Here is an 18263-nt window from a genome sequence, read left to right on the forward strand (position 1 = left end):
GCCCACCCCCACCGGCGCGTCGGGGTGAGGACCCTCACCCCTCCGGGCGGAGGAGGGGTACGACGGCGGCGCGCACGACGTCGGGCATGGGGGTGACCGGCCGGTCACCGGCGCCGCCCGCGTTGTCGACGTACACGTGGACGAAGCGCCCCTCGGCCGCCGCCTCGTCCGAGGGGCCCTGGAACAGGCCGATGCGGTAGACGATCGAGCTCGTGCCCACCTTGTCGACCACCAGCCCCATCTCGATCGGCTCGGGGAAGCCGATCTCGCGGAAGTAGCGGCAGCCGGTCTCGGCGACGACGCCGATCTGCGGAAGGGCGCGTACGTCGACGCCGGTCGCCTCGTAGAGGTAGGCGTTGACCGCGGTGTCGAACAGCTCGTAGTAGGTCGCGTTGTTGAGGTGGCCGTAGGCGTCGTCGTCGCGCCAGCGCGTCGTCGCGGTGCGCCAGGCGACGTAGTCGGCCCGGGTGGGCCGGGTGGGACGCTCGCTCACGCCGACTCGGCGTCGCGCAGGCGCTGGCTGATCACCGCGGAGACGCCGTCGCCGCGCATGGTGACGCCGTAGAGCGCGTCGCCGACCTCCATGGTCCGCTTCTGGTGGGTGATGACCAGCAGCTGGGAGTTCTCGCGCAGCTCCTCGTAGATCTCCAGCAGGCGGCCGAGGTTGGTGTCGTCGAGCGCCGCCTCCACCTCGTCGAGGATGTAGAACGGCGACGGCCGGGCCTTGAAGAGCGCGACGAGGAAGGCGACCGCGACGAGGGACCGCTCGCCACCGGACAGCAGCGAGAGCCGCTTGACCTTCTTGCCCGGGGGCCGGGCCTCGACCTCGACGCCGGTGGTGAGCATGTCGCCGGGGTTGGTGAGCACGAGCCGCCCCTCGCCGCCGGGGAACAGCCGGGCGAAGGTCTGGTCGAAGGCCTTCTCCACGTCGGCGTAGGCCTCGGTGAAGACCTGCTCCACGCGGGTGTCGACCTCGCGGACGATGTCGAGGAGGTCCTTGCGGGTGCGCTTGAGGTCCTCGAGCTGCTCGGTGAGGAACTTGTGCCGCTCCTCCATCGCGGAGAACTCCTCGAGGGCGAGCGGGTTGACCCGGCCGAGCATCGACAGGGCCCGCTCCGCGGTGCGCAGGCGCTTGACCTGCTCCTCGCGCACGAACGCGGTCGGCTCCGGCGGCTCCTCCCCCTCGGGCACCTCACCCGTGAAGGGGATCGGCGTCGCCGGCCCGTAGTCGGCGACCAGGCCGTCGGGGTCGAGCCCGAGCTCGTCGAGCGCGCGCTCCTCCAGCTGCTCGATGCGCATCTTCTGCTGGGTGCGGGCCATCTCGTCGCGGTGGACGGAGCTGACGAGCTCGTCGTGCTCGCGGCCGAGGTCGCGCAGGTGGGTGCGGACGGCCATGAGCTCCTGCTCGCTGCCCCGGCGGGACTCCTCCACCGCGGCGCGGTCGTCGGCGGCCAGCATGACCGAGCGCTCGAGCTGATGGAGGACGACGCGGACGGCGGAGGCCACAGCCTGCGCCGCGGCGCCCTCGCGGATGAGCCGCTCACGCCGCTCGGCCGCGCGGGCGCGCGACTCGCGCTCGGCCCGCGCGGCGCGGAGGAGGGAGTCGGCGCGGCCGTGGAGCGCGCGGGCCCGCTCCTCGGCGGTGCGCAGCGCGAGACGGGCGTCCATCTCGCCCTGCCGCGCCTCGCGGGCCGCCTCGGCCAGGCGCTCGCGCTCGGCGGTGTCGGGCTCCTCGTCGGTGACGTCCTGGGCCGCGGCCAGGCGGGCCTCGAGGTCGACCAGCCCCGCCAGGTCCTTCTCGCGGGCCTCACGCGCGGTGGTGATGGCGCGCTCCAGCCGGTCGGCCTCCCCCTTGGCGGCGCGGGCCTGCGAGCCGTAGTGGCCGAGCTCCTCGGACACGGCGGCGAGGGTGGCGTCGGACTCGTGCAGCTTGGCGAGGGCGACGTCGACCCGCTTGAGGGCGTCGTGGCGGGCGGCCTCGAGGCGGGAGATCTCGAAGCCCAGCCGCTCCGCGGACGCGGTGGCCTCGGCCAGCTGGGCGCCCGCCTCGTCGACGGCCGCCTGGACCTCGATCAGGCTCGGCTGGCTGGCGGATCCGCCGGCCGCGAAGTGCGTGCCCAGCAGGTCGCCCTCGCGGGTCACGGCGACGACGTCGGGCCGCTCGGTCACCAGCCGTCGGGCGGCGGGCAGGTCGTCGACGACGGCGACCCGGCGGAGCAGCTCGGTCAGCGCAGGTCGTACGTCGTCGGGCGCGGACACGACGTCGACGGCGTACGTCGCCCCCTCCGGGAGCGCCGGCCAGTCGCGCTCGGCAGCGGGCGCGCCGCCCAGCAGCATCCCGGCGCGGCCGAGGTCGTCGTGCTTGAGGTGGGCGATCGCGTCGACCGCGGAGGTGGCGTCGGAGACGACGACCGCGTCGGCAGCCGCGCCGAGCGCGGCGGCGACGGCTGCCTCGTAGCCGTGGTCGACGTCGAGGAGCGCGGCCACCGACCCGAGCAGGCCGCCGACCTCGTCGGTCGCCGCGAGCAGCGCGCCGGCGCCGTCCTTGCGGTTGAGGCCGATCTCGAGCGCGTCGCGCCGCGCGACCAGTCCGGCACGCTCGCGCTCGGCCTTCTGGGCGTCCTCGCGAGCCCTGGCGAGCTGTTCCTCGACCTCGTCGAGGGCGGACACGGCCTCCTCGTGCTCGGAGTCGAGGCCCTCCTCGCCGGCGTCGAGGCCGGCGACCCGGGTCTCGAGCGCGGTGAAGTCGCGCTGCGCCCGCTCGGCACGGGCCACCGCCTCCTCGCGGGCGTCGGTGAGCCGCTGGATCTCGGCGTCCGCCGCCTCGGAGCGGGACTTCAGGGCGTTGACCTGGCCGGTGAGGCGCGCCAGTCCCTCCCGCCGGTCGGCCGCCGCCCGCTGGAGCCCGGCGATGCGCCTGTCCTCCTCGGCGGCTGCCTCCTCGGCCGCGCGCTTGGCGACGACCGCGGCGTCGAGGGCCGAGCGCTGCTGCTCCACCTCCGCGGCGATCTCCGCCTCCTGGCGGCGTACGCGCTCGGCCTGCGCCTCCAGGTCGTCGGGGTCGCGGCCGGAGTCGACGGTGTCGCCCTCGGCGGCCCCCGCCGCGTTGCGGATGCGCTCGTCGGCCAGCGACGCGGTGCCGCGCAGCCGCTCCTTGAGGCCGGAGAGGGCGAACCACGTCTCCTGCGCCGCGGCCAGGCGCGGCAGGTCGTCGCGCAGGGCGGCCTCGAGCTTGGCCTCCTTCTCGCGACCGGCGGCGATCGCGGCCTCGACCTCCTCGCGCCGCTGCAGCAGCAGCGACTCGTCGGCCATCTCGGACTCGAGGGCCGTGCGCGCGGTGACCAGGTCGTCGGCGAGCAGGCGGGCGCGGGCGTCGCGCACGTCGGCCTGCACCGTCTGCGCCTGCCGCGCGACCTCGGCCTGCCGGCCCAGCGGCTTGAGCTGGCGGCGGATCTCGGAGAGCAGGTCGGCGAGGCGGGTGAGGTTGCCGTCGGTGGCGTCGAGCTTGCGGAGCGCCTTCTCCTTGCGCTTGCGGTGCTTGAGGACGCCGGCGGCCTCCTCGATGAAGCCGCGGCGGTCCTCCGGGGTGGCGTGGAGGATCGAGTCGAGCTGGCCCTGCCCGACGATGACGTGCATCTCGCGGCCGATGCCGGAGTCGCTGAGCAGCTCCTGCACGTCGAGCAGGCGGCACCCGTTGCCGTTGATGGCGTACTCCGAACCGCCGTTGCGGAACATCGTGCGGCTGATCGTGACCTCGGCGTAGTCGATCGGCAGCGCACCGTCGGAGTTGTCGATGGTCAGCTGCACCTCGGCGCGGCCCAGCGGCGGGCGACCGGAGGTGCCGGCGAAGATGACGTCCTCCATCTTGCCGCCGCGCAGGCTCTTGGCGCCCTGCTCGCCCATCACCCACGCCAGCGCGTCGACGACGTTGGACTTGCCCGACCCGTTGGGCCCGACGATGCAGGTGATGCCCGGCTCGAGCTGCATGGTCGTCGAGGACGCGAAGGACTTGAACCCCTTCAGGGTCAGGCTCTTCAGGTACAACGCGGGCTCCTCACCGGGTCGAGAGACGGCCACTGACAACTGGGGAAGCTCAGCGCGGCTCACCCTACGACACCTGCCGCCGCGCGGACGCCGTTGCACGCCGCGTGGCACGGCGCCATGCTGGGCCGATGCGGAGCCCTCTCACGCCCCTCGCCGCGGCCCTGGCCGTCGTCGTCGCGATCCTCGCGCCCGCCTCGGTCGTCGCCGCGCCGGCACCGCCCGCGCCGCTGACGCGGCAGCACCTGCTCACCTCCGAGGACTACCTGGCGGTCTACCCCGACATGCGCGACCCGCTGCGCACGGTGATGCGGTCCCCCGTCTTCGCCCCGCGGGGGTGCCGGGACCAGGGCGTCGCGGTGCGCGGCAGCAGCAGGATCCAGGGCAGCGTCTCCCCCGAGGTCCGGCGTCGCTCGGTGGCGCTGATCGACCAGAACGTCGTCCGCTTCGACTCGGTGCGACAGGCCCGCGCCCTGGTGACGCGCTACCGCGACTTCAGCAAGCGCTGCGTCGGCGACGTCGACACCGACGACGGCGAGGGCAGCGCCGTCCGCCTGAAGAACCGCGCGTGGTTCCCGCCGCGGGTCGGCGACGAGTCCGCGGGCATGCTCATCGGCTGGTTCTCCCGGGGCGCGGCCGACTGGCGCCGGGTGCTGGTGGTCCGGGTCGGCCGCACCGTGTCCGTCCTCGACGTCGACTTCACCGACGTACGTCCGCCCAGGCGCGGCGTGCTGGCGCTCGGCCGGCTGGCGGTCGCGCGCCTGCGCTGACCGAGCTAGAGCTCGCGCCTCATCTGCTGGGCCGTGACCGCGTAGCCGGACGTCTCGTAGAGCCGGATCGCGGTGGTGTTGTCGCCGAACACGTTGAGCGCCATCGACGTGGCACCGAGGTCCCGGGCGGCGGCGTGCAGGGCGTCGAGCAGCCCGCGACCCAGGCCGCAGCCGCGGTGGTCGGCGTCGACGCTGATGTCGTAGATCCAGGCCGAGACCCCGGAGGCGCGCTGCCGCAGCTCGATCCACCCCATGCCCACCGCCTCGTCGTCCACCACCGCGGTCCACAGGTGCATGTTCGTGCTCGCCAGGCCGTCGGGGAGCAGCTGGGCGAACTCCCCCGCCGACTGCGCCATGGCCGACTCGGGGTCGAGGTCGCGCGACGTCGCGATGTCGGCGGCGTAGTCGCGCACCGACTGCTCGCGCCAGGCGTCGTACTCCTCCTGCGTCATCGGACGCAACGACACCTCAGGCACGGTCGAGGACGTCCTGCAGCGCGGCGAGCACGAGCAGCACCGCGTCGGGGCGGGCGTTGCGTCCCATCAGGCCGATGCGCCACACGCTGGCGGCGTAGGCCCCCGCGCCGGCGCCGATCTCGATGCCGTGCCGGTCGAGGAGCTGCGTGCGGACGGCCGCGGAGTCGACGCCCTCGGGCACCTTGACCGTGGTCAGCTCCGGCAGGCGGCTGCCCTCGGCGGCGAAGAGCTCGAGGCCCATCTCCTGCAGGCCCGCCTGCAGGGTGTCGCCCGCCTCCTGGTGGCGGGCCCAGACGGCCTCGAGGCCCTCGTCGAGGATCCGGGTGAGGCCGCCGTGGAGGCTGGCGACCATCGCCGTGGGCGCGGTGTGGTGGTAGGTCCGCTGCCCACCCTTGACGCCGGCCTCCCCCACGTAGCCGCCGAGCATGCCGAGATCGAGGTACCACGACCGCGGCTTCTCCACCCGGCGCTCGAACGCACGGTCGTTGATCGTGAAGGGCGCGAGCCCGGGGGCCACGCCGAGGCACTTCTGGGTGCCCGCATAGCCGATGTCGACTCCCCAGGCGTCGGCGCGCAGCTCGATGCCGCCGATGGAGGTCACCGCGTCGGTGAGGAGCAGGGCGTCGCCCTTGCCGGCGCCCAGCGCCGCGATGTCGGAGCGCACGCCCGTCGACGTCTCGGCGTGGACGGCGGCGATGATCGCCGGCGAGGGGTGCGCGGAGAGCACGCGGTCGACGTCGACCGGGTGGCCCCAGTCGTGCTCGACGGCGACGACCTCGGCACCGCAGCGGGCCGCGACGTCCGTCATGCGCTGGCCGAAGAGCCCGTTGACCGCGACGACGACGACGTCGCCGGGGTGGACGGTGTTGACGAACGCCGCCTCCATGCCGGCCGAGCCGGTCGCGCTGAGCGGCAGCGTGCGGGCGTTGTCGGTGCCCCAGACGGTGCGGAGCATGTCGCAGGTCTCGTCCATGATCCGGAGGAACTCCGGGTCGAGGTGCCCGAGCAGCGGCTCGGCCAGCGCGCGCGTGGCCTCCGGGTAGGGGTTGGAGGGACCGGGACCGAAGAGGTGGCGCTCACGGATCATGGCACCGACGGTAACGAACCTCTGCGCTTCACAGGACAGCACCGGGGTTGAGGATGCCGGCGGGGTCGAGCGCGTCCTTGATCCGCCGCGAGAGCGCCATCACGTCCTCGCCGAGCTGGTCGGGGAGCGCGGCCTTCTTGGTGCGCCCCACCCCGTGCTCGCCGGTGATGGTCCCGCCGAGGCGGATCGCGGCCTGCAGGATGTCGTCGAACGCGGCGCGGGCCCGCCGCTCGGAGTCCGGGTCGGCCGCGTCGTAGACGATGATCGGGTGGGTGTTGCCGTCGCCCGCGTGGGCGACCGTGGGGATCTCGACGTCGTGGCGCTCCGCGATCTCCGTGACGGCGGCCAGGAGGTCGGGGAGCAGCGGCACCGCCGCACCGACGTCCTCCAGCAGGAGGCTGCCGCGGGCCTCGACGGCCGGGAAGGCCATCCGTCGGGCCTCGACGAACATCTCCCCCTCGGCCGGGTCGTCGGTGACGACCACCTCGGTGGCCCCGGCGGCGAGGCAGGCGGCCTCGACGGCGGCGATCTCCGCGACCCGGGCGTCGCCCGGCGCGTCGGACTGCGCGACCAGCAGCGCGCCGGCCGTACGGTCGAGGCCGCGCGGGGAGAAGTCCTCGACGGCGTTGATCGTGGCCCGGTCCATCAGCTCCATCATCGAGGGCCGCAGCGTGCGCCGCACGGCGACGACCGCGTCGGCCGCGGCCACCACCGACGCGAACGACGCCACCAGCGTCGCGGGCGGGAGCGGGAGCGGCACGAGCCGCAGGATCGCCCGGGTGACGATGCCGAGGGTGCCCTCGGAGCCGACGAAGAGCTTCAGCAGCGAGAGCCCGGCGACGTCCTTGATCCGCTTGCCGCCCAGGGTGACGAGGGTGCCGTCGGCCAGGACGACGTCGAGGCCGAGGACGTAGTCGGTGGTGACGCCGTACTTCACGCAGCACAGGCCGCCGGCGTTCGTGGCCACGTTGCCGCCGATCGAGCAGATCTCGTACGACGACGGGTCGGGCGGGTACCAGAGGCCGTGCTCGCGCGACGCTGCCTTCACCTCGGCGTTCAAGGCGCCCGGCTCGACGACCGCGACCTGGCAGCTGGTGTCGATCTCGATCGCCCGCATCCGCTCGAGGCTGAGCACGATGCCGCCGTCGACGGCACTGGCCCCGCCGGAGAGGCCGGACCCGGCACCGCGCGGCACGACCGGTATGCCGTGCCTGGCCGCCCAGCGCATCGCGGCCTGCACCTGTGCGGCGTCCTCGGCGCGCACCACCGCGACCGGCGTGCCGGCGCCGACGTCGCGCGACCAGTCGTGGCGGCAGGTGTCGAGGGTGGCGGGGTCCGTCGCGACGACACCGGCGGGCAAGGACTCCACGAGCTCGGCGAGGGCATCCACGCGCCCATCGTGGCACGGGTGCTGAGCAGCGCCCGGGCGACGGCCTAGGGTCGGCAGGCATGAGAGCCGCACGTCGTGCCCGGATCGTCGGAGACGCCGACCTGCGACAGGGGCGTTGCCTCGAGATCGGTCCGCTGGCCAACCCCGTGGTGAGCCCCGAGGTGGCCGACGTCCGCTACGTCGACGTCGTCGACCGGGCCGGCCTGGTCGCCCACTACGACGGCGACCCGGCCGTCGACCCCGACGAGATCCCCGAGCAGCACTTCTGGCTCACCAGGCCCGACGGCACCGTCTCGACGCTCGCCGAGGCGGTCGCGGCCGACGCGCCCTACCAGCACGTGGTGGCCAGTCACGTCATCGAGCACGTGCCCGACGTGCTCGGCTGGCTGCGCGACGTGGCCGAGGTGCTCACCCACGACGGCGCGCTGCTCCTGGCCGTCCCGGACCGCCGTTACTGCTTCGACGTGCACCGCGCCCCGGCGACGGTCGGCCAGGTGGTGCAGGCGCACCTCGACGGGGACCGCACGCCCTCGGCCCGGGCGGTGCTCGACCACTTCATGCGAGCCGTCGACTACTCCGCCGAGCAGGCCTGGGCCGGGGAGCAGCCGCCGACGGAGGGGTCGCACCCGCTCGACGACGTACGCCGGCTCCTCGCCCGGCAGCGAGCCGGCGAGTACGTCGACTGCCACGTGTGGCCGCTGACGCCGCAGGTCTTCGCCGGGCTGATGGACGACCTGCTCGCACTCGGCGAGGTGGGCTTCGCGGTGGAGCGGATCACCGCCACGCGCGTGGGCGACCAGGAGTTCTACGCGACGCTGCGACGCCTCGACCGGCGACGCGAGCCGGCCGCGGCAGCAGCGGAGGCCAGGTCTGCGCTCGCCCGGATCCGCTCCGCGCTCCCCGACGAGTCGCCGTCACCGCGGTCCGGCGACACGGAGCTGGTGCCGGCCCACGTCGTGGCCGACCTCGAGCAGCAGCTGGCCGAGACGCGCGAGCGGCTGATGAAGGTGCGGTCGGCCCGCGACCGCGCGCGCCGCGAGCGCGACGAGGCGCGCGCCGCGGCGACCGCCGCCGAGGCAGCCGACGGCGCAGGTCTCGTCGGACGCCTGGGCCGTCGGCTCCGTCGCTGACGTGGGTGCCGCACCCCGTCAGGCGGACGCCGTCGCCGGCTCGTCGGCGTGCGCGATGCTCGTGAGCCGCGACCACACGATCGCGAGGGTGACGCCGGAGCCGACGAACGCGAACCAGAACGGCGCGGCCAGGCCCCAGCGCTCGGCGATCACGCCACCGATCGCCTGCCCGACGACCATCCCACCGAAGACGAAGATCAGGTAGACCGAGCCCACCCGGCCCTGGAACTCCATCGGCACGGCCCGCTGCCGCACGACCTGCGACACGTTGAGCCACACGAAGGCATAGGCGCCGAAGCCGAACATGATCAGCAGGGCGACCCACGGCACCGTGGTGAGCGCCAGCGCCAGGTGCATCAGCACCTCGAGCAGCAGGCAGGTCTTCATCAGGGTCGCGAGGTCGAAGCGCCGCTCCAGGCGACCGTAGAGGGACGTGCCGACGATGCCGCCGAGGGCCGAGGCGGTGGTGAGCAGGCCGAAGCCCACCTCCCCCATGTGCACCCGGTCGAGCGACCACAGCACGAGGATCGACCAGGCGGCGCCCCACGTGATGTTGAAGGTCAGGATGACGATCGCCAGGGTGCGGATCGCCGCGTGGCCCCAGAGCCACCGGATGCCGTCCACGATGTCCTGGCGCACGTGGGTGTCCACCGAGTCGCGCACCTGCTCGCGCGTCGAGCCGATGCGCGACACCAGGACCACCCCGAGCAGGACGCACACCAGCTGGCTCACGAACGGCCACGCCATCCCGGCGGCGAAGAGGAACGCGCCGACCGGAGGCCCGACCAGCTGGTTGGCGGTGAGGAAGCCGGCCTGCATGCGGGCGTTCGCGATGCCCAGGTCGGCCTTGTCGACGAACATCGGGGTGAGGGTGCTCGAGGTCGAGTCGGCGAACACCTCGGCCACGCCCAGCGCGAACACCGCGACCAGGACGACCGCGATCGACACGTGCCCGGTGGCGATCGAGGTGCAGAGCAGCACCAGGACGACGCTGCGCACGAGGTTCGCGGTCACCACGACCGTACGCCGGTCGAGGCGGTCGGCCATCGCACCGGCGTACAACCCGATGAGCAGCCACGGCAGCCCCCGCAGCAGCCCGGCCAGCGCCACCAGGCGCGCGTCGTCGGTCTGCGAGGCGACGAGCAGCGGCCCTGCCGCCATGGCGACACCGTCGCCGATGTTGGTCGTCCACGACGAGAGAAGGAGCCACCGGAACCGCTGTCCGAGACGTGCTGGGATGACGGTCTCGACGAGTCGGCTCACAAGCGCCAGACCCTACGCCGGGGGTCGGCGGGGTGCAGCGGGTTTTTCGGCCGACGCGAGGCGGGCGCGTCAGGCGGGTTGGAGGTCCTCGACCTTGAGCCCGTCGCGGGCAGCCGCGGCCAGGCGGTCGTTGTCGGCCTGGAGCCGGAGGACCAGTGCCTCGAGGTCCCCGACCCGGCGACGGAGCCGGCTGTTCTCGACTGCCAGGACCGAGGCGGTCCGTACGTCGTTGTTCACATGACCCATCAGCGCTTTCGCCATCGGGTGCCTTTCCAGAAGGGGGTACAGGACCGCGTGGCGGCCGTCTCCAAGAGTCCCACCGAGGTGGCGGACGGTCAACGCCTACCGGCGCGTCGCGCGCGGCGGCCGCTGGCAGGTCGGGCAGAAGAACGAGGAGCGGTTCATGAAGGCCACGCGGCGGATCGGGGTGCCGCAGCGCCGGCACGGCTGTCCCTCCTGGCCGTAGGCGTCGAGGGAGCGGTCGAAGTAGCCGGACTCGCCGTTGACGTTGACGTAGAGGGCGTCGAAGGACGTGCCCCCCTGCGCGAGCGCCTCGCCCATCACGTCGCGAACGTGGCCGAGCAGCCCGCGCAGCACCGGCCCGGTGAGCCGGTCCCCCGGGCGCTCGCCGTGCAGCTTCGCGCGCCACAGCGCCTCGTCGGCGTAGATGTTGCCCACCCCGGACACCAGGCCCTGGTCGAGCAGCAGCCGCTTGACGGCGGACGTACGACGACGCGCGCGGCGGACGAACTCGTCGTCGTCGAACTCCGGGTCGACGGGGTCGCGGGCGATGTGGACGATCTCGGTCGGGAGCCCTGCGCCACCGGCGGAGACGACGAGGCCTCCGAACATGCGCTGGTCGACGAAGCGCATCTCGAGCGCGCGCCCGTCCGCGGTGCGCAGGGCGAACCGGACCCGCAGGTGGCGCTCGTCGAGGCCGCCGGGCTCGTGGAGGAGCATCTGCCCGCTCATTCCGAGGTGGCCCAGCAGCGCGTCACCGTTGGCGAGGGCGAGCCAGAAGTACTTGCCGCGACGGCGGACGGCCTCGATGCGCTGGCCGACGAGCGCGGCGGCGAAACCGGTCGACCCGCGGTGGTCGCGGCGGACCGGCCGCGGGTGGAGCACCTCGACGGCCTCGATGGTCGCGCCGACGACGTGTCGCTCGAGGCCGGCGCGGACGACCTCGACCTCGGGGAGCTCGGGCACGTCTCAGGCGTCGGTGCCGCTGGCGGCGACGGGAGCTGCGGCGGGCGCGGACGCGGCGCCCGGCACGGGCCGGCCGTCGGGGTGGGCGTCCTTGATCTCGCGGTAGGCGGTCTCGGCGGCGCCCTGCTCGGCCTCCTTCTTGGAGCGGCCGGTGCCGTTGCCCAGGACCTGCTCGCCGACGCGGACGCGCGCGACGAAGGTCTTCATGTGGTCGGGGCCGTCGTCCTCGATGAGGTACTCGGGGACGCCCAGCCCGAGGTCGGCGGACAGCTCCTGCAGGGAGGTCTTCCAGTCGAGGCCGGCGCCCATGGACGCCGCGGCCTCCATCACCGGGTCGAAGAGGAGGTGGACGACCTTGGCGGCCTCGTCGATGCCGCCGCTGAGGTGGATCGCGCCGATGACCGCCTCGACGGTGTCCGACAGGATCGAGGCCTTCTCGCGACCACCGGTGGTCTCCTCGCCGCGGCCGAGCATGATGTGCTGGCCGAGCCCGATCTGGCGGGCGACGTCGGCGAGGGCGCGCGCGTTGACGACCGCGGCCCTCAGCTTGGCCAGACGGCCCTCGCTGAAGTCCGGGTGGGCGCGGTAGAGCGTCTCCGTGACCACGACCCCGAGCACGGAGTCCCCGAGGAACTCCAGGCGCTCGTTGGTCGGGATCTGCCCGTTCTCGTAGGCGAACGAGCGATGGGTCAGGGCACGCTGCAGCAGCTCGGGATCCAGGACCGGATCACCGAGCGCCGCGCGGAGCTCGTCGGTGGTCAGGGGACCGTCAGAGAACTTGGCGACGGTCGGCCCGGGCGCCGTACTGGCCGCACTGGCCGCACGCGCGGTGCGGGAGGTGCTTGGCGCCGCAGGCGGGGTTGGCGCACGTCACGAGGGTCGGCGCAACGGCCTTCCACTGCGAACGGCGGTGACGCGTGTTGCTGCGCGACATCTTCCGCTTCGGAACAGCCATGGTGGTCTCCTACTTAACGTGTGGCTCGGTTTGCTTCTCCGCCGGGGATTTCCGGTGGAGTCAGTCCTGGGTGTCCTGCTTGAGCTGCTGCAGCCCTGCCCAGCGCGGGTCGATCGGCGCGTCGTGCGCGTGGTCCGGGTCGTCCGCGAGTCGCGCACCACACTCGGTGCACAATCCCGGGCAATCGTCCATGCACAGCGGCTGGAACGGTAGTGCGAGCACCACCGCGTCCCGCAGCAGGGGCTCGAGGTCGAGCAGGTCGTCCTCGAGCTGGCTGGTCTCGTCGTCGAGGTCGCGGTCGTCGTGCTCCGCGGCCTTGTCGTGCTGGTCGGGGTAGACGTAGAGCTCCTGCAGCGTCACGTGGATCTCGTCCTCGATCGGCTCCAGGCAGCGTACGCACTCCCCCTCGAGCGCGGCCGTGGCCGTGCCCGTGAGCAGCACGCCCTCCATGACCGCTTCCAGCCGCAGGTCGAGCTCGACCGGCGATCCTTCGGGGACAGAGAGGACTTCGATGCCAAGTTCTGCTGGTGCCGGAACGGAGAGCTCGAGCTCACGCTGGGACCCCGGGCGGCGGCCGAGTTCGCGAGTATCGAGCACGAGCGGCGCCCTCGGGTCCAGGCTGCTCACGTCGAACTCCCACATCTGGACACCAACACAACCTCGGAATCGTATCGGTCGCCCCACCGGCGGGGCAAAACGAGTGACGGATGGGTCCTCAGGCCCGGCGCTCGGCGAGCCTCGCCACGAGCTGCTCGCGCACGGGCTCGGGCACCAGGCCGCGTATGTCGCCACCGAGCGCGGCGACCTCCTTGATCAGGCTCGAGGAGACGAACGCGTTGCCGACGGCACCGGGGAGGAAGACGGTCTCGACCTGGGTCAGGTGGGAGTTCATCTGGGCCATCGGCAGCTCGTACTCGTAGTCGCCGGCCCCGCGCAGGCCCTTGACGATCGCCACGGCCTCGATCTCGCGGCAGAAGTCGACGATGAGCCCGTCGAAGCCCGACACACGCACGTTGGCGAGGCCGGAGGTGGCGTCGCGGAGCATCGCGATGCGCTCGTCGGGCGTGAAGAGCCGGTTCTTGCTCATGTTGACGCCGACGGCGACGACGACCTCGTCGAAGAGCCTGGCCGCACGACCGACGATGTCGAGGTGGCCGTTGGTCACCGGGTCGAACGACCCGGGGCAGACAGCGCGACGCACGGGCGTCCTTCCATGGGGCTGGGCGGGGGCTCTGGTCCCGTCTCGGGATCAGGGGGCCGGGGTGGCGTGACCGTACCAAAGCGCGGTCTCGCCGTAGCGCCTCGTGCGGTCCTCCTCGATGCCGGGCGGCCAGGTGACGACCGTCCGCTTGGCCGCCCGCTCGACGACCACCAGGGCGCCCGGCACGAGCCACCCGTGGTTCGTCAGCGCGGCGAGGTCGGCGTCGACGTCCGCGTCGGACATCGGGTAGGGCGGGTCGGAGAACACCACGTCGTAGGGCGCCGCGGGCGGCGAGGCGAGGAACGAGGCCACGGAGGTCGCGACCACCCGGGCCCGGGAGAAGCCGAGGGTGGCGGCGTTGCGGGTGATCAGTGCCGCGGTGCGCCGGTCGTGCTCGACCATCGTCACCACGCCGGCCCCGCGCGACCACGCCTCGAGGCCCACGGCGCCGGACCCGGCGTAGAGGTCGAGGAAGCGCAGCCCGTCGAGGGAGCCGGTGCGGGACTCGATCGCCGAGAACAGCGCCTCGCGCACGCGGTCGCTCGTGGGGCGGGTGGTCTGGCCGCGCGGCGTCTCCAGCCGGCGGCCCCCCGCCGTGCCCCCGATGATGCGAGTCATGTCCCCGTGGTCAGCCCTTCTCCATGAACTCCGACGCCGCGGAGCGCTCCACCTCGGCGACGGCGTCGGCCAGGGCGGGCGCGTGTGCGAGCGCAGGATCCTCGGAGAGTAGCGCCTCTGCGGCGTTCCGGGCGCGGACGATCGTCTTCTCGTCGCGCAATACCCGAAGTGTGACGAGACCGGACCGGAAACCTGACTGGTTGGCACCCAGCACGTCGCCCTCGCGCCGCTGCTCGAGGTCGACGCGGCTGAGCTCGAAGCCGTCCGTGGTCGCCGCCACGGCGTCGAGCCGGTCGCGGGCGGGCGTGCCGACCTCGGCGTGGGAGACCAGCAGGCAGAGCCCGGGCAGTCCCCCGCGTCCGACGCGGCCGCGGAGCTGGTGGAGCTGCGAGACGCCGAACCGGTCGGCGTCGAGGAGCACCATCGTGGTGGCGTTGTGGACGTCGACGCCGACCTCGATGACCGTGGTCGACACGAGCACGTCGACCTCGCCGGCGGCGAAGGCGCGCATCATGCGGTCCTTGTCGTCGGGTGCCATGCGTCCGTGCAGGACGGCCGTGCGGAGCCCGGCGAGGGGCCCGGCCGCGAGCTGGGCGTGCACGTCCTCGACGGCCGCGAGCTGGCGGCGCGGGGTGATGTCGGCGCCGTCCTCGTCGAAGTCGAGCTGGTCGGTCTCGCCCTCCTCCCCCGCGTCGCCGGAGATCCGCGGGCACACGACGTAGGCCTGGTGGTCCTGCTCGACCTCCTCGCGCACGCGCTGCCACACGCGGTCGATCCACGAGGGCTGGTCGGCCAGCGGGACGACGTTGGTCTGGATGGGCGCGCGCCCGGCGGGCAGCTCGGCCAGCACGGAGGTCTCGAGGTCGCCGAAGACGGTCATCGCGACGGTGCGCGGGATCGGGGTGGCGGTCATGACGAGCACGTGGGGTGGCGTGCCCGCCTTGTCGGTCAGCGCGGCCCGCTGCTCCACGCCGAAGCGGTGCTGCTCGTCGACGACGACCAGGCCGAGGTCGGCGAACTCGACCGTGTCCTGGAGGAGCGCATGGGTGCCGATGACGATGCCGGCCTCGCCGGTGACGGTGCGCAGCAGCGCCTCCTGCCGCGCCGCCCTGCCCATCGACCCGGTCAGCAGGACGACCTGGGTGGCGTCGGGGTCGCCGCCGAGCATCCCGCCCTGGGCGAGGTCGCCGAGCATCGCGGAGATCGAGCGGTGGTGCTGCTGGGCGAGCACCTCGGTCGGGGCGAGCAGCGCGGCCTGCCCTCCGGCGTCGACCACCTGCAGCATCGCGCGGAGCGCGACGAGGGTCTTGCCGGAGCCGACCTCGCCCTGCAGCAGCCGGTTCATCGGGTGGTCGCGGCCGAGCTCCTCGGCGACCAGGTCACCGATCTCACGCTGTCCCCCGGTCAGCTCGAACGGCAGCCGCGCGTCGAAGGCGGCCAGCAGCCCGTCGTCGCGGCGGGCGCGGGCGCGGGCGCCCTGCGCGCGGTGCGCCGCCCGGCGCCGGGCGAGGACCAGCTGCAGGACCAGCGCCTCCTCGAACCGGAAGCGCTTCTGGGCGGCGCCGACCTGGGCCCAGTCGTCCGGTGCATGGATCCAGCGCAGGGCGCGCATCACGTCGAGCACCTCGAACCGCTCGCGCAGCTCCGGGGTGAGCACGTCGGGCACGCCTGTCACGAGGTCGAGCGCGGCGGAGACGACCTTCTGCAGGTCCCAGGAGTAGAGCTTGGCGGTGAGGGGGTAGATCGGGATGAGCTTGCTCATCGACACCGCCTCGTCGCCGTCGAGCGCGAAGCCGTGGGGCTGCTCGAGCTGCCAGCTCCCCCGGAACTGCTTGACCTTGCCGGTGAAGATCGCCCGGGTGCCCGGGCGGAACTCCGCCTCGTGGCGCTCGGCCAGGTTGGCGTAGGGGCTGAACAGCGTGATGGAGAAGTCGGGGCCCTCGGTGCGGACCCGGACCGTCGTACGGAACTGGCGGCGGTTGCCGCTGAAGAACGGGGCGCTCTCGCACGAGCGCACCTCGCCGACGATCGTCAGCTGCTCCCCCACGACGGGCGTCGCGGCCTCGGTGAGCTCGGTGGCGGCGACGTAGCGGCGCGGGAAGTGGCGCAGGAGGTCGCCGACCGTCCTCAGCCCGAGGCCCTCCTCGGCGAGCTTGCGCTTCTTGTGGCTGTTGCCGAACACCGCGCCGATCGGGCTGTCCGGGGTGATCGCGACCATGGGTCGATCCTGCCGGTCACTCGACGCTGACGAGCAGCGGGTAGCGCGGCTGGCCGCCGTCGTGGACGGCGACGTCGACGTGGGGGTGGCGCGCCTCGACGTGGGCGGCGACCCGCTCGGCGAGCGCCTCGCCGTCCTCGCCCGACACGATCGTCACCAGCTCGCCGCCGCCGGCCAGCAGCCGTTCGAGCACGTCGGTGGCCACCTCCTCGAGGTTGGTCCCGACGACGGCGAAGTCGCCGGCGATGACACCGAGCGCGTCACCGGGCTCGCACGGGCCCGCCATCGTGATCGCTCGGCGGGCGGCGACGGTGACGGCACCGTGGCGGGCGTGGCGGGCGGTCGCGGTCATCTCGCGGACGTCGGCGTCGAAGGCCCGGCCCGGCTCGTGGACCGAGACGGCGGCCAGGCCCTGCACCTGGGCCTGGGTCGGGATCACCTCGACCGAGACGTCGTGCTCGGCCTCGGCCGTGTGGGCCGCGATCTCGGCGGCTCGCACGGTGTCGCCGTCGTTGGGGAGCACCACGACCTCGGCCGCACCGCAGCCGGTGATGGCCTCGAGCAGCTGGCCGGTGGACGGACGCCGTCCCGGACCGCCGGTCACCACGACCGCGCCCGCCGACTCGAACAGCGCCGCCAGCCCGGGGCCTGCGGCGACCGCGACGACCCTGCGCCCGGAGCGGGTCGAGGCGCGGGTCGAGCCGGGATGGCGGCCCGTGGCGCCCTGGTCGGCGAAGTGGGTGACCCGGATGCGGTGGGGCCGTCCGGCGGCGATCCCGGCCTCGATGGCGGCACCCACGTCGTCGACGTGGACGTGGACGTTCCACAGGCCGTCGCCACCGACCACGACGAGGCTGTCGCCGAGGGTCGCCAGCGTCGTGCGGAGGTCGGCGACGTGCTGGTCGTCGGCATCGAGGAGGTACATCACCTCGTAGCCCGGACCGTCCTCGGTGAGGTCGTCGCCACGGGGCGCCGCAGCGACCGGGATGAGGTGGGTGCCGATCGGCGCCGACCACGGCGGGGGACGGCGCCCGGTGGCCGTGGTCTCCACCGCGTCGAGCACCACGCACAGCCCGCGCCCGCCCGCGTCGACCACCCCGGCCTGGGCGAGCACGTCGAGCTGCTCCGGCGTACGGGCGAGGGCCTCGCGCGCGGCCGCGGCGGCCGCCGTGAAGACGTCACGGGTGCGCGCGCCGCGTGCCGCCGTCTCCAGCGCCGCGTCGGACGCCGCCCGCGAGACGGTGAGGATCGTGCCCTCGACCGGGATGCCGACGGCGGCGTAGCTGGCCTCGGTCGCCTCCGCCATCGCGGCCGCGATCGTCTCCGCCGGCCGGTCGGCGATGGCGGCGCCGGCCAGGTGGTGCACGTAGGCGCGGAGCATCTGGCTGAGGATCACCCCGGAGTTGCCCCGCGCGCCCATCAACGCGGCGCGCGCGAGCACGGCCATGCCGTCGCCGAGCGACAGCTGTGGATCGCCGGCGATCGCCTCGCGGAGCGCGTCGCGGGCCGCGGAGACGGTGAGGAACATGTTGGTGCCGGTGTCACCGTCGGGCACGGGGTAGACGTTGAGCGCGTCGATCTCCTCGCGGGCCGAGGACAGCGCGTCGGTCGCGATGTCGACGAACCGCGCCACGCCGTCCAGCGTGATGCCGTGGGTGACGTGCTCCATCGCGTCGGTCTGCTCCCGGGTGTCTGCTGGATGTCGGTCGGTGCCTGCTGGGACGTGGCTGGCTCGGTGGCCGGACGTGCGGCCGCCTCGTCGTACGATGTGGTGCGCGCCACAGGGTAGTGCCCGGCGCCCACGGCCCCTGCGATTTCCTGTCCCTGCAGGTCCTCGGCTACTCTTGCGCGGTTGCCTGCTGCCGCTTCCGGCGGGGTGCGGGCCTGATGAACATCTATCAACCTCGA

At 73.5% G+C, this 18263-nt stretch carries 17 protein-coding genes; 2 read left to right on the forward strand and 15 right to left on the reverse strand.

The annotated features are described in order from the left end of the window. Positions 1–34: 34 nt before the first annotated feature. Positions 35–493 carry an acyl-CoA thioesterase gene (locus NYO98_RS15415; protein ID WP_268112622.1) on the reverse strand — a complete coding sequence of 153 codons (459 nt, stop codon included), beginning with the start codon at positions 491–493 and terminating at the stop codon, positions 35–37. After that, the gene (smc, locus tag NYO98_RS15420) at positions 490–4044 is read right to left on the reverse strand and encodes a chromosome segregation protein SMC (RefSeq protein ID WP_268112623.1); all 3555 of its coding nucleotides are present in this window, start codon (positions 4042–4044) and stop codon (positions 490–492) included. Before smc ends, NYO98_RS15415 begins: the two co-directional genes overlap by 4 nt. 128 nt (positions 4045–4172) lie before the next feature. Between smc and NYO98_RS15425 the strand changes: the two genes are divergently transcribed. Further along, positions 4173–4811: a hypothetical protein gene (locus NYO98_RS15425; RefSeq protein WP_268112624.1), complete on the forward strand. Its 639-nt coding sequence runs from the start codon at positions 4173–4175 to the stop codon at positions 4809–4811. Between the two features lie 5 nt (positions 4812–4816). Here NYO98_RS15425 and NYO98_RS15430 read toward each other — a convergent pair whose 3' ends face one another. Genes NYO98_RS15430 through NYO98_RS15440 form a run of 3 tightly spaced genes read right to left on the reverse strand, consistent with a single transcriptional unit; the run spans position 4817 to position 7764 of the window. Further along, positions 4817–5278, reverse strand: coding sequence for a GNAT family N-acetyltransferase (locus NYO98_RS15430; RefSeq protein WP_268112625.1), 462 nt, complete (start codon positions 5276–5278; stop codon positions 4817–4819). Between the two features lies 1 nt (position 5279). Continuing rightward, positions 5280–6374, reverse strand: a complete 1095-nt coding sequence (locus NYO98_RS15435; protein WP_268112626.1) for a pyridoxal-phosphate-dependent aminotransferase family protein — start codon at positions 6372–6374, stop codon at positions 5280–5282. A 28-nt stretch (positions 6375–6402) separates the two neighbouring features. Next, positions 6403–7764: an FAD-binding oxidoreductase gene (locus NYO98_RS15440; RefSeq protein WP_268112627.1), complete on the reverse strand. Its 1362-nt coding sequence runs from the start codon at positions 7762–7764 to the stop codon at positions 6403–6405. Between the two features lie 59 nt (positions 7765–7823). Here NYO98_RS15440 and NYO98_RS15445 point away from each other — a divergent pair, with 59 nt between their 5' ends. Beyond that, positions 7824–8894, forward strand: a complete 1071-nt coding sequence (locus tag NYO98_RS15445) for a class I SAM-dependent methyltransferase (RefSeq protein WP_268112628.1) — start codon at positions 7824–7826, stop codon at positions 8892–8894. 18 nt (positions 8895–8912) lie between these two features. Here NYO98_RS15445 and NYO98_RS15450 read toward each other — a convergent pair whose 3' ends face one another. The 10 genes from NYO98_RS15450 to NYO98_RS15495 form a co-directional block, all read right to left on the reverse strand. Next, positions 8913–10157: an MFS transporter gene (locus NYO98_RS15450; RefSeq protein ID WP_268112629.1), complete on the reverse strand. Its 1245-nt coding sequence runs from the start codon at positions 10155–10157 to the stop codon at positions 8913–8915. Between the two features lie 69 nt (positions 10158–10226). Next, the gene (locus NYO98_RS15455) at positions 10227–10418 is read right to left on the reverse strand and encodes a hypothetical protein (RefSeq protein WP_268112630.1); all 192 of its coding nucleotides are present in this window, start codon (positions 10416–10418) and stop codon (positions 10227–10229) included. A gap of 81 nt (positions 10419–10499) precedes the next feature. Then, positions 10500–11363 (reverse strand): bifunctional DNA-formamidopyrimidine glycosylase/DNA-(apurinic or apyrimidinic site) lyase, encoded by an 864-nt coding sequence (gene mutM / locus NYO98_RS15460; RefSeq protein WP_268112631.1) that lies wholly within the window; start codon positions 11361–11363, stop codon positions 10500–10502. A gap of 3 nt (positions 11364–11366) precedes the next feature. After that, complete coding sequence (gene rnc / locus NYO98_RS15465) at positions 11367–12125, reverse strand: ribonuclease III (RefSeq protein WP_326494457.1); 759 nt, start codon at positions 12123–12125, stop codon at positions 11367–11369. Between the two features lie 7 nt (positions 12126–12132). After that, the gene (gene rpmF, locus NYO98_RS15470) at positions 12133–12318 is read right to left on the reverse strand and encodes a 50S ribosomal protein L32 (protein ID WP_056906555.1); all 186 of its coding nucleotides are present in this window, start codon (positions 12316–12318) and stop codon (positions 12133–12135) included. A 60-nt stretch (positions 12319–12378) separates the two neighbouring features. Next, positions 12379–12945: a YceD family protein gene (locus tag NYO98_RS15475; protein WP_268112632.1), complete on the reverse strand. Its 567-nt coding sequence runs from the start codon at positions 12943–12945 to the stop codon at positions 12379–12381. 88 nt (positions 12946–13033) lie between these two features. Further along, positions 13034–13519, reverse strand: coding sequence for a pantetheine-phosphate adenylyltransferase (gene coaD, locus NYO98_RS15480; protein WP_268112633.1), 486 nt, complete (start codon positions 13517–13519; stop codon positions 13034–13036). A gap of 48 nt (positions 13520–13567) precedes the next feature. Then, the gene (gene rsmD / locus NYO98_RS15485; RefSeq protein ID WP_268112634.1) at positions 13568–14137 is read right to left on the reverse strand and encodes a 16S rRNA (guanine(966)-N(2))-methyltransferase RsmD; all 570 of its coding nucleotides are present in this window, start codon (positions 14135–14137) and stop codon (positions 13568–13570) included. A 10-nt stretch (positions 14138–14147) separates the two neighbouring features. Continuing rightward, complete coding sequence (locus NYO98_RS15490) at positions 14148–16355, reverse strand: ATP-dependent DNA helicase RecG (protein ID WP_268112635.1); 2208 nt, start codon at positions 16353–16355, stop codon at positions 14148–14150. Between the two features lie 16 nt (positions 16356–16371). Then, positions 16372–18024 (reverse strand): DAK2 domain-containing protein, encoded by a 1653-nt coding sequence (locus NYO98_RS15495; protein WP_268112636.1) that lies wholly within the window; start codon positions 18022–18024, stop codon positions 16372–16374. Positions 18025–18263 lie beyond the last annotated feature (239 nt).

The sequence above is a fragment of the Nocardioides pini genome (assembly GCF_026712185.1).
Taxonomy (GTDB): domain Bacteria; phylum Actinomycetota; class Actinomycetes; order Propionibacteriales; family Nocardioidaceae; genus Nocardioides; species Nocardioides pini.

Bases quoted from the DNA above. Each gene is read 5' to 3' on its own strand.
- rpmF (WP_056906555.1), bottom strand. From the start codon at position 12,318: ATGGCTGTTCCGAAGCGGAAGATGTCGCGCAGCAACACGCGTCACCGC.
- NYO98_RS15435 (WP_268112626.1), bottom strand. From the start codon at position 6,374: ATGATCCGTGAGCGCCACCTCTTCGGTCCCGGTCCCTCCAACCCCTAC.
- rsmD (WP_268112634.1), bottom strand. From the start codon at position 14,137: ATGACTCGCATCATCGGGGGCACGGCGGGGGGCCGCCGGCTGGAGACG.
- NYO98_RS15445 (WP_268112628.1), top strand. From the start codon at position 7,824: ATGAGAGCCGCACGTCGTGCCCGGATCGTCGGAGACGCCGACCTGCGA.
- NYO98_RS15455 (WP_268112630.1), bottom strand. From the start codon at position 10,418: ATGGCGAAAGCGCTGATGGGTCATGTGAACAACGACGTACGGACCGCC.
- NYO98_RS15495 (WP_268112636.1), bottom strand. From the start codon at position 18,024: ATGGAGCACGTCACCCACGGCATCACGCTGGACGGCGTGGCGCGGTTC.
- NYO98_RS15490 (WP_268112635.1), bottom strand. From the start codon at position 16,355: ATGGTCGCGATCACCCCGGACAGCCCGATCGGCGCGGTGTTCGGCAAC.
- NYO98_RS15425 (WP_268112624.1), top strand. From the start codon at position 4,173: ATGCGGAGCCCTCTCACGCCCCTCGCCGCGGCCCTGGCCGTCGTCGTC.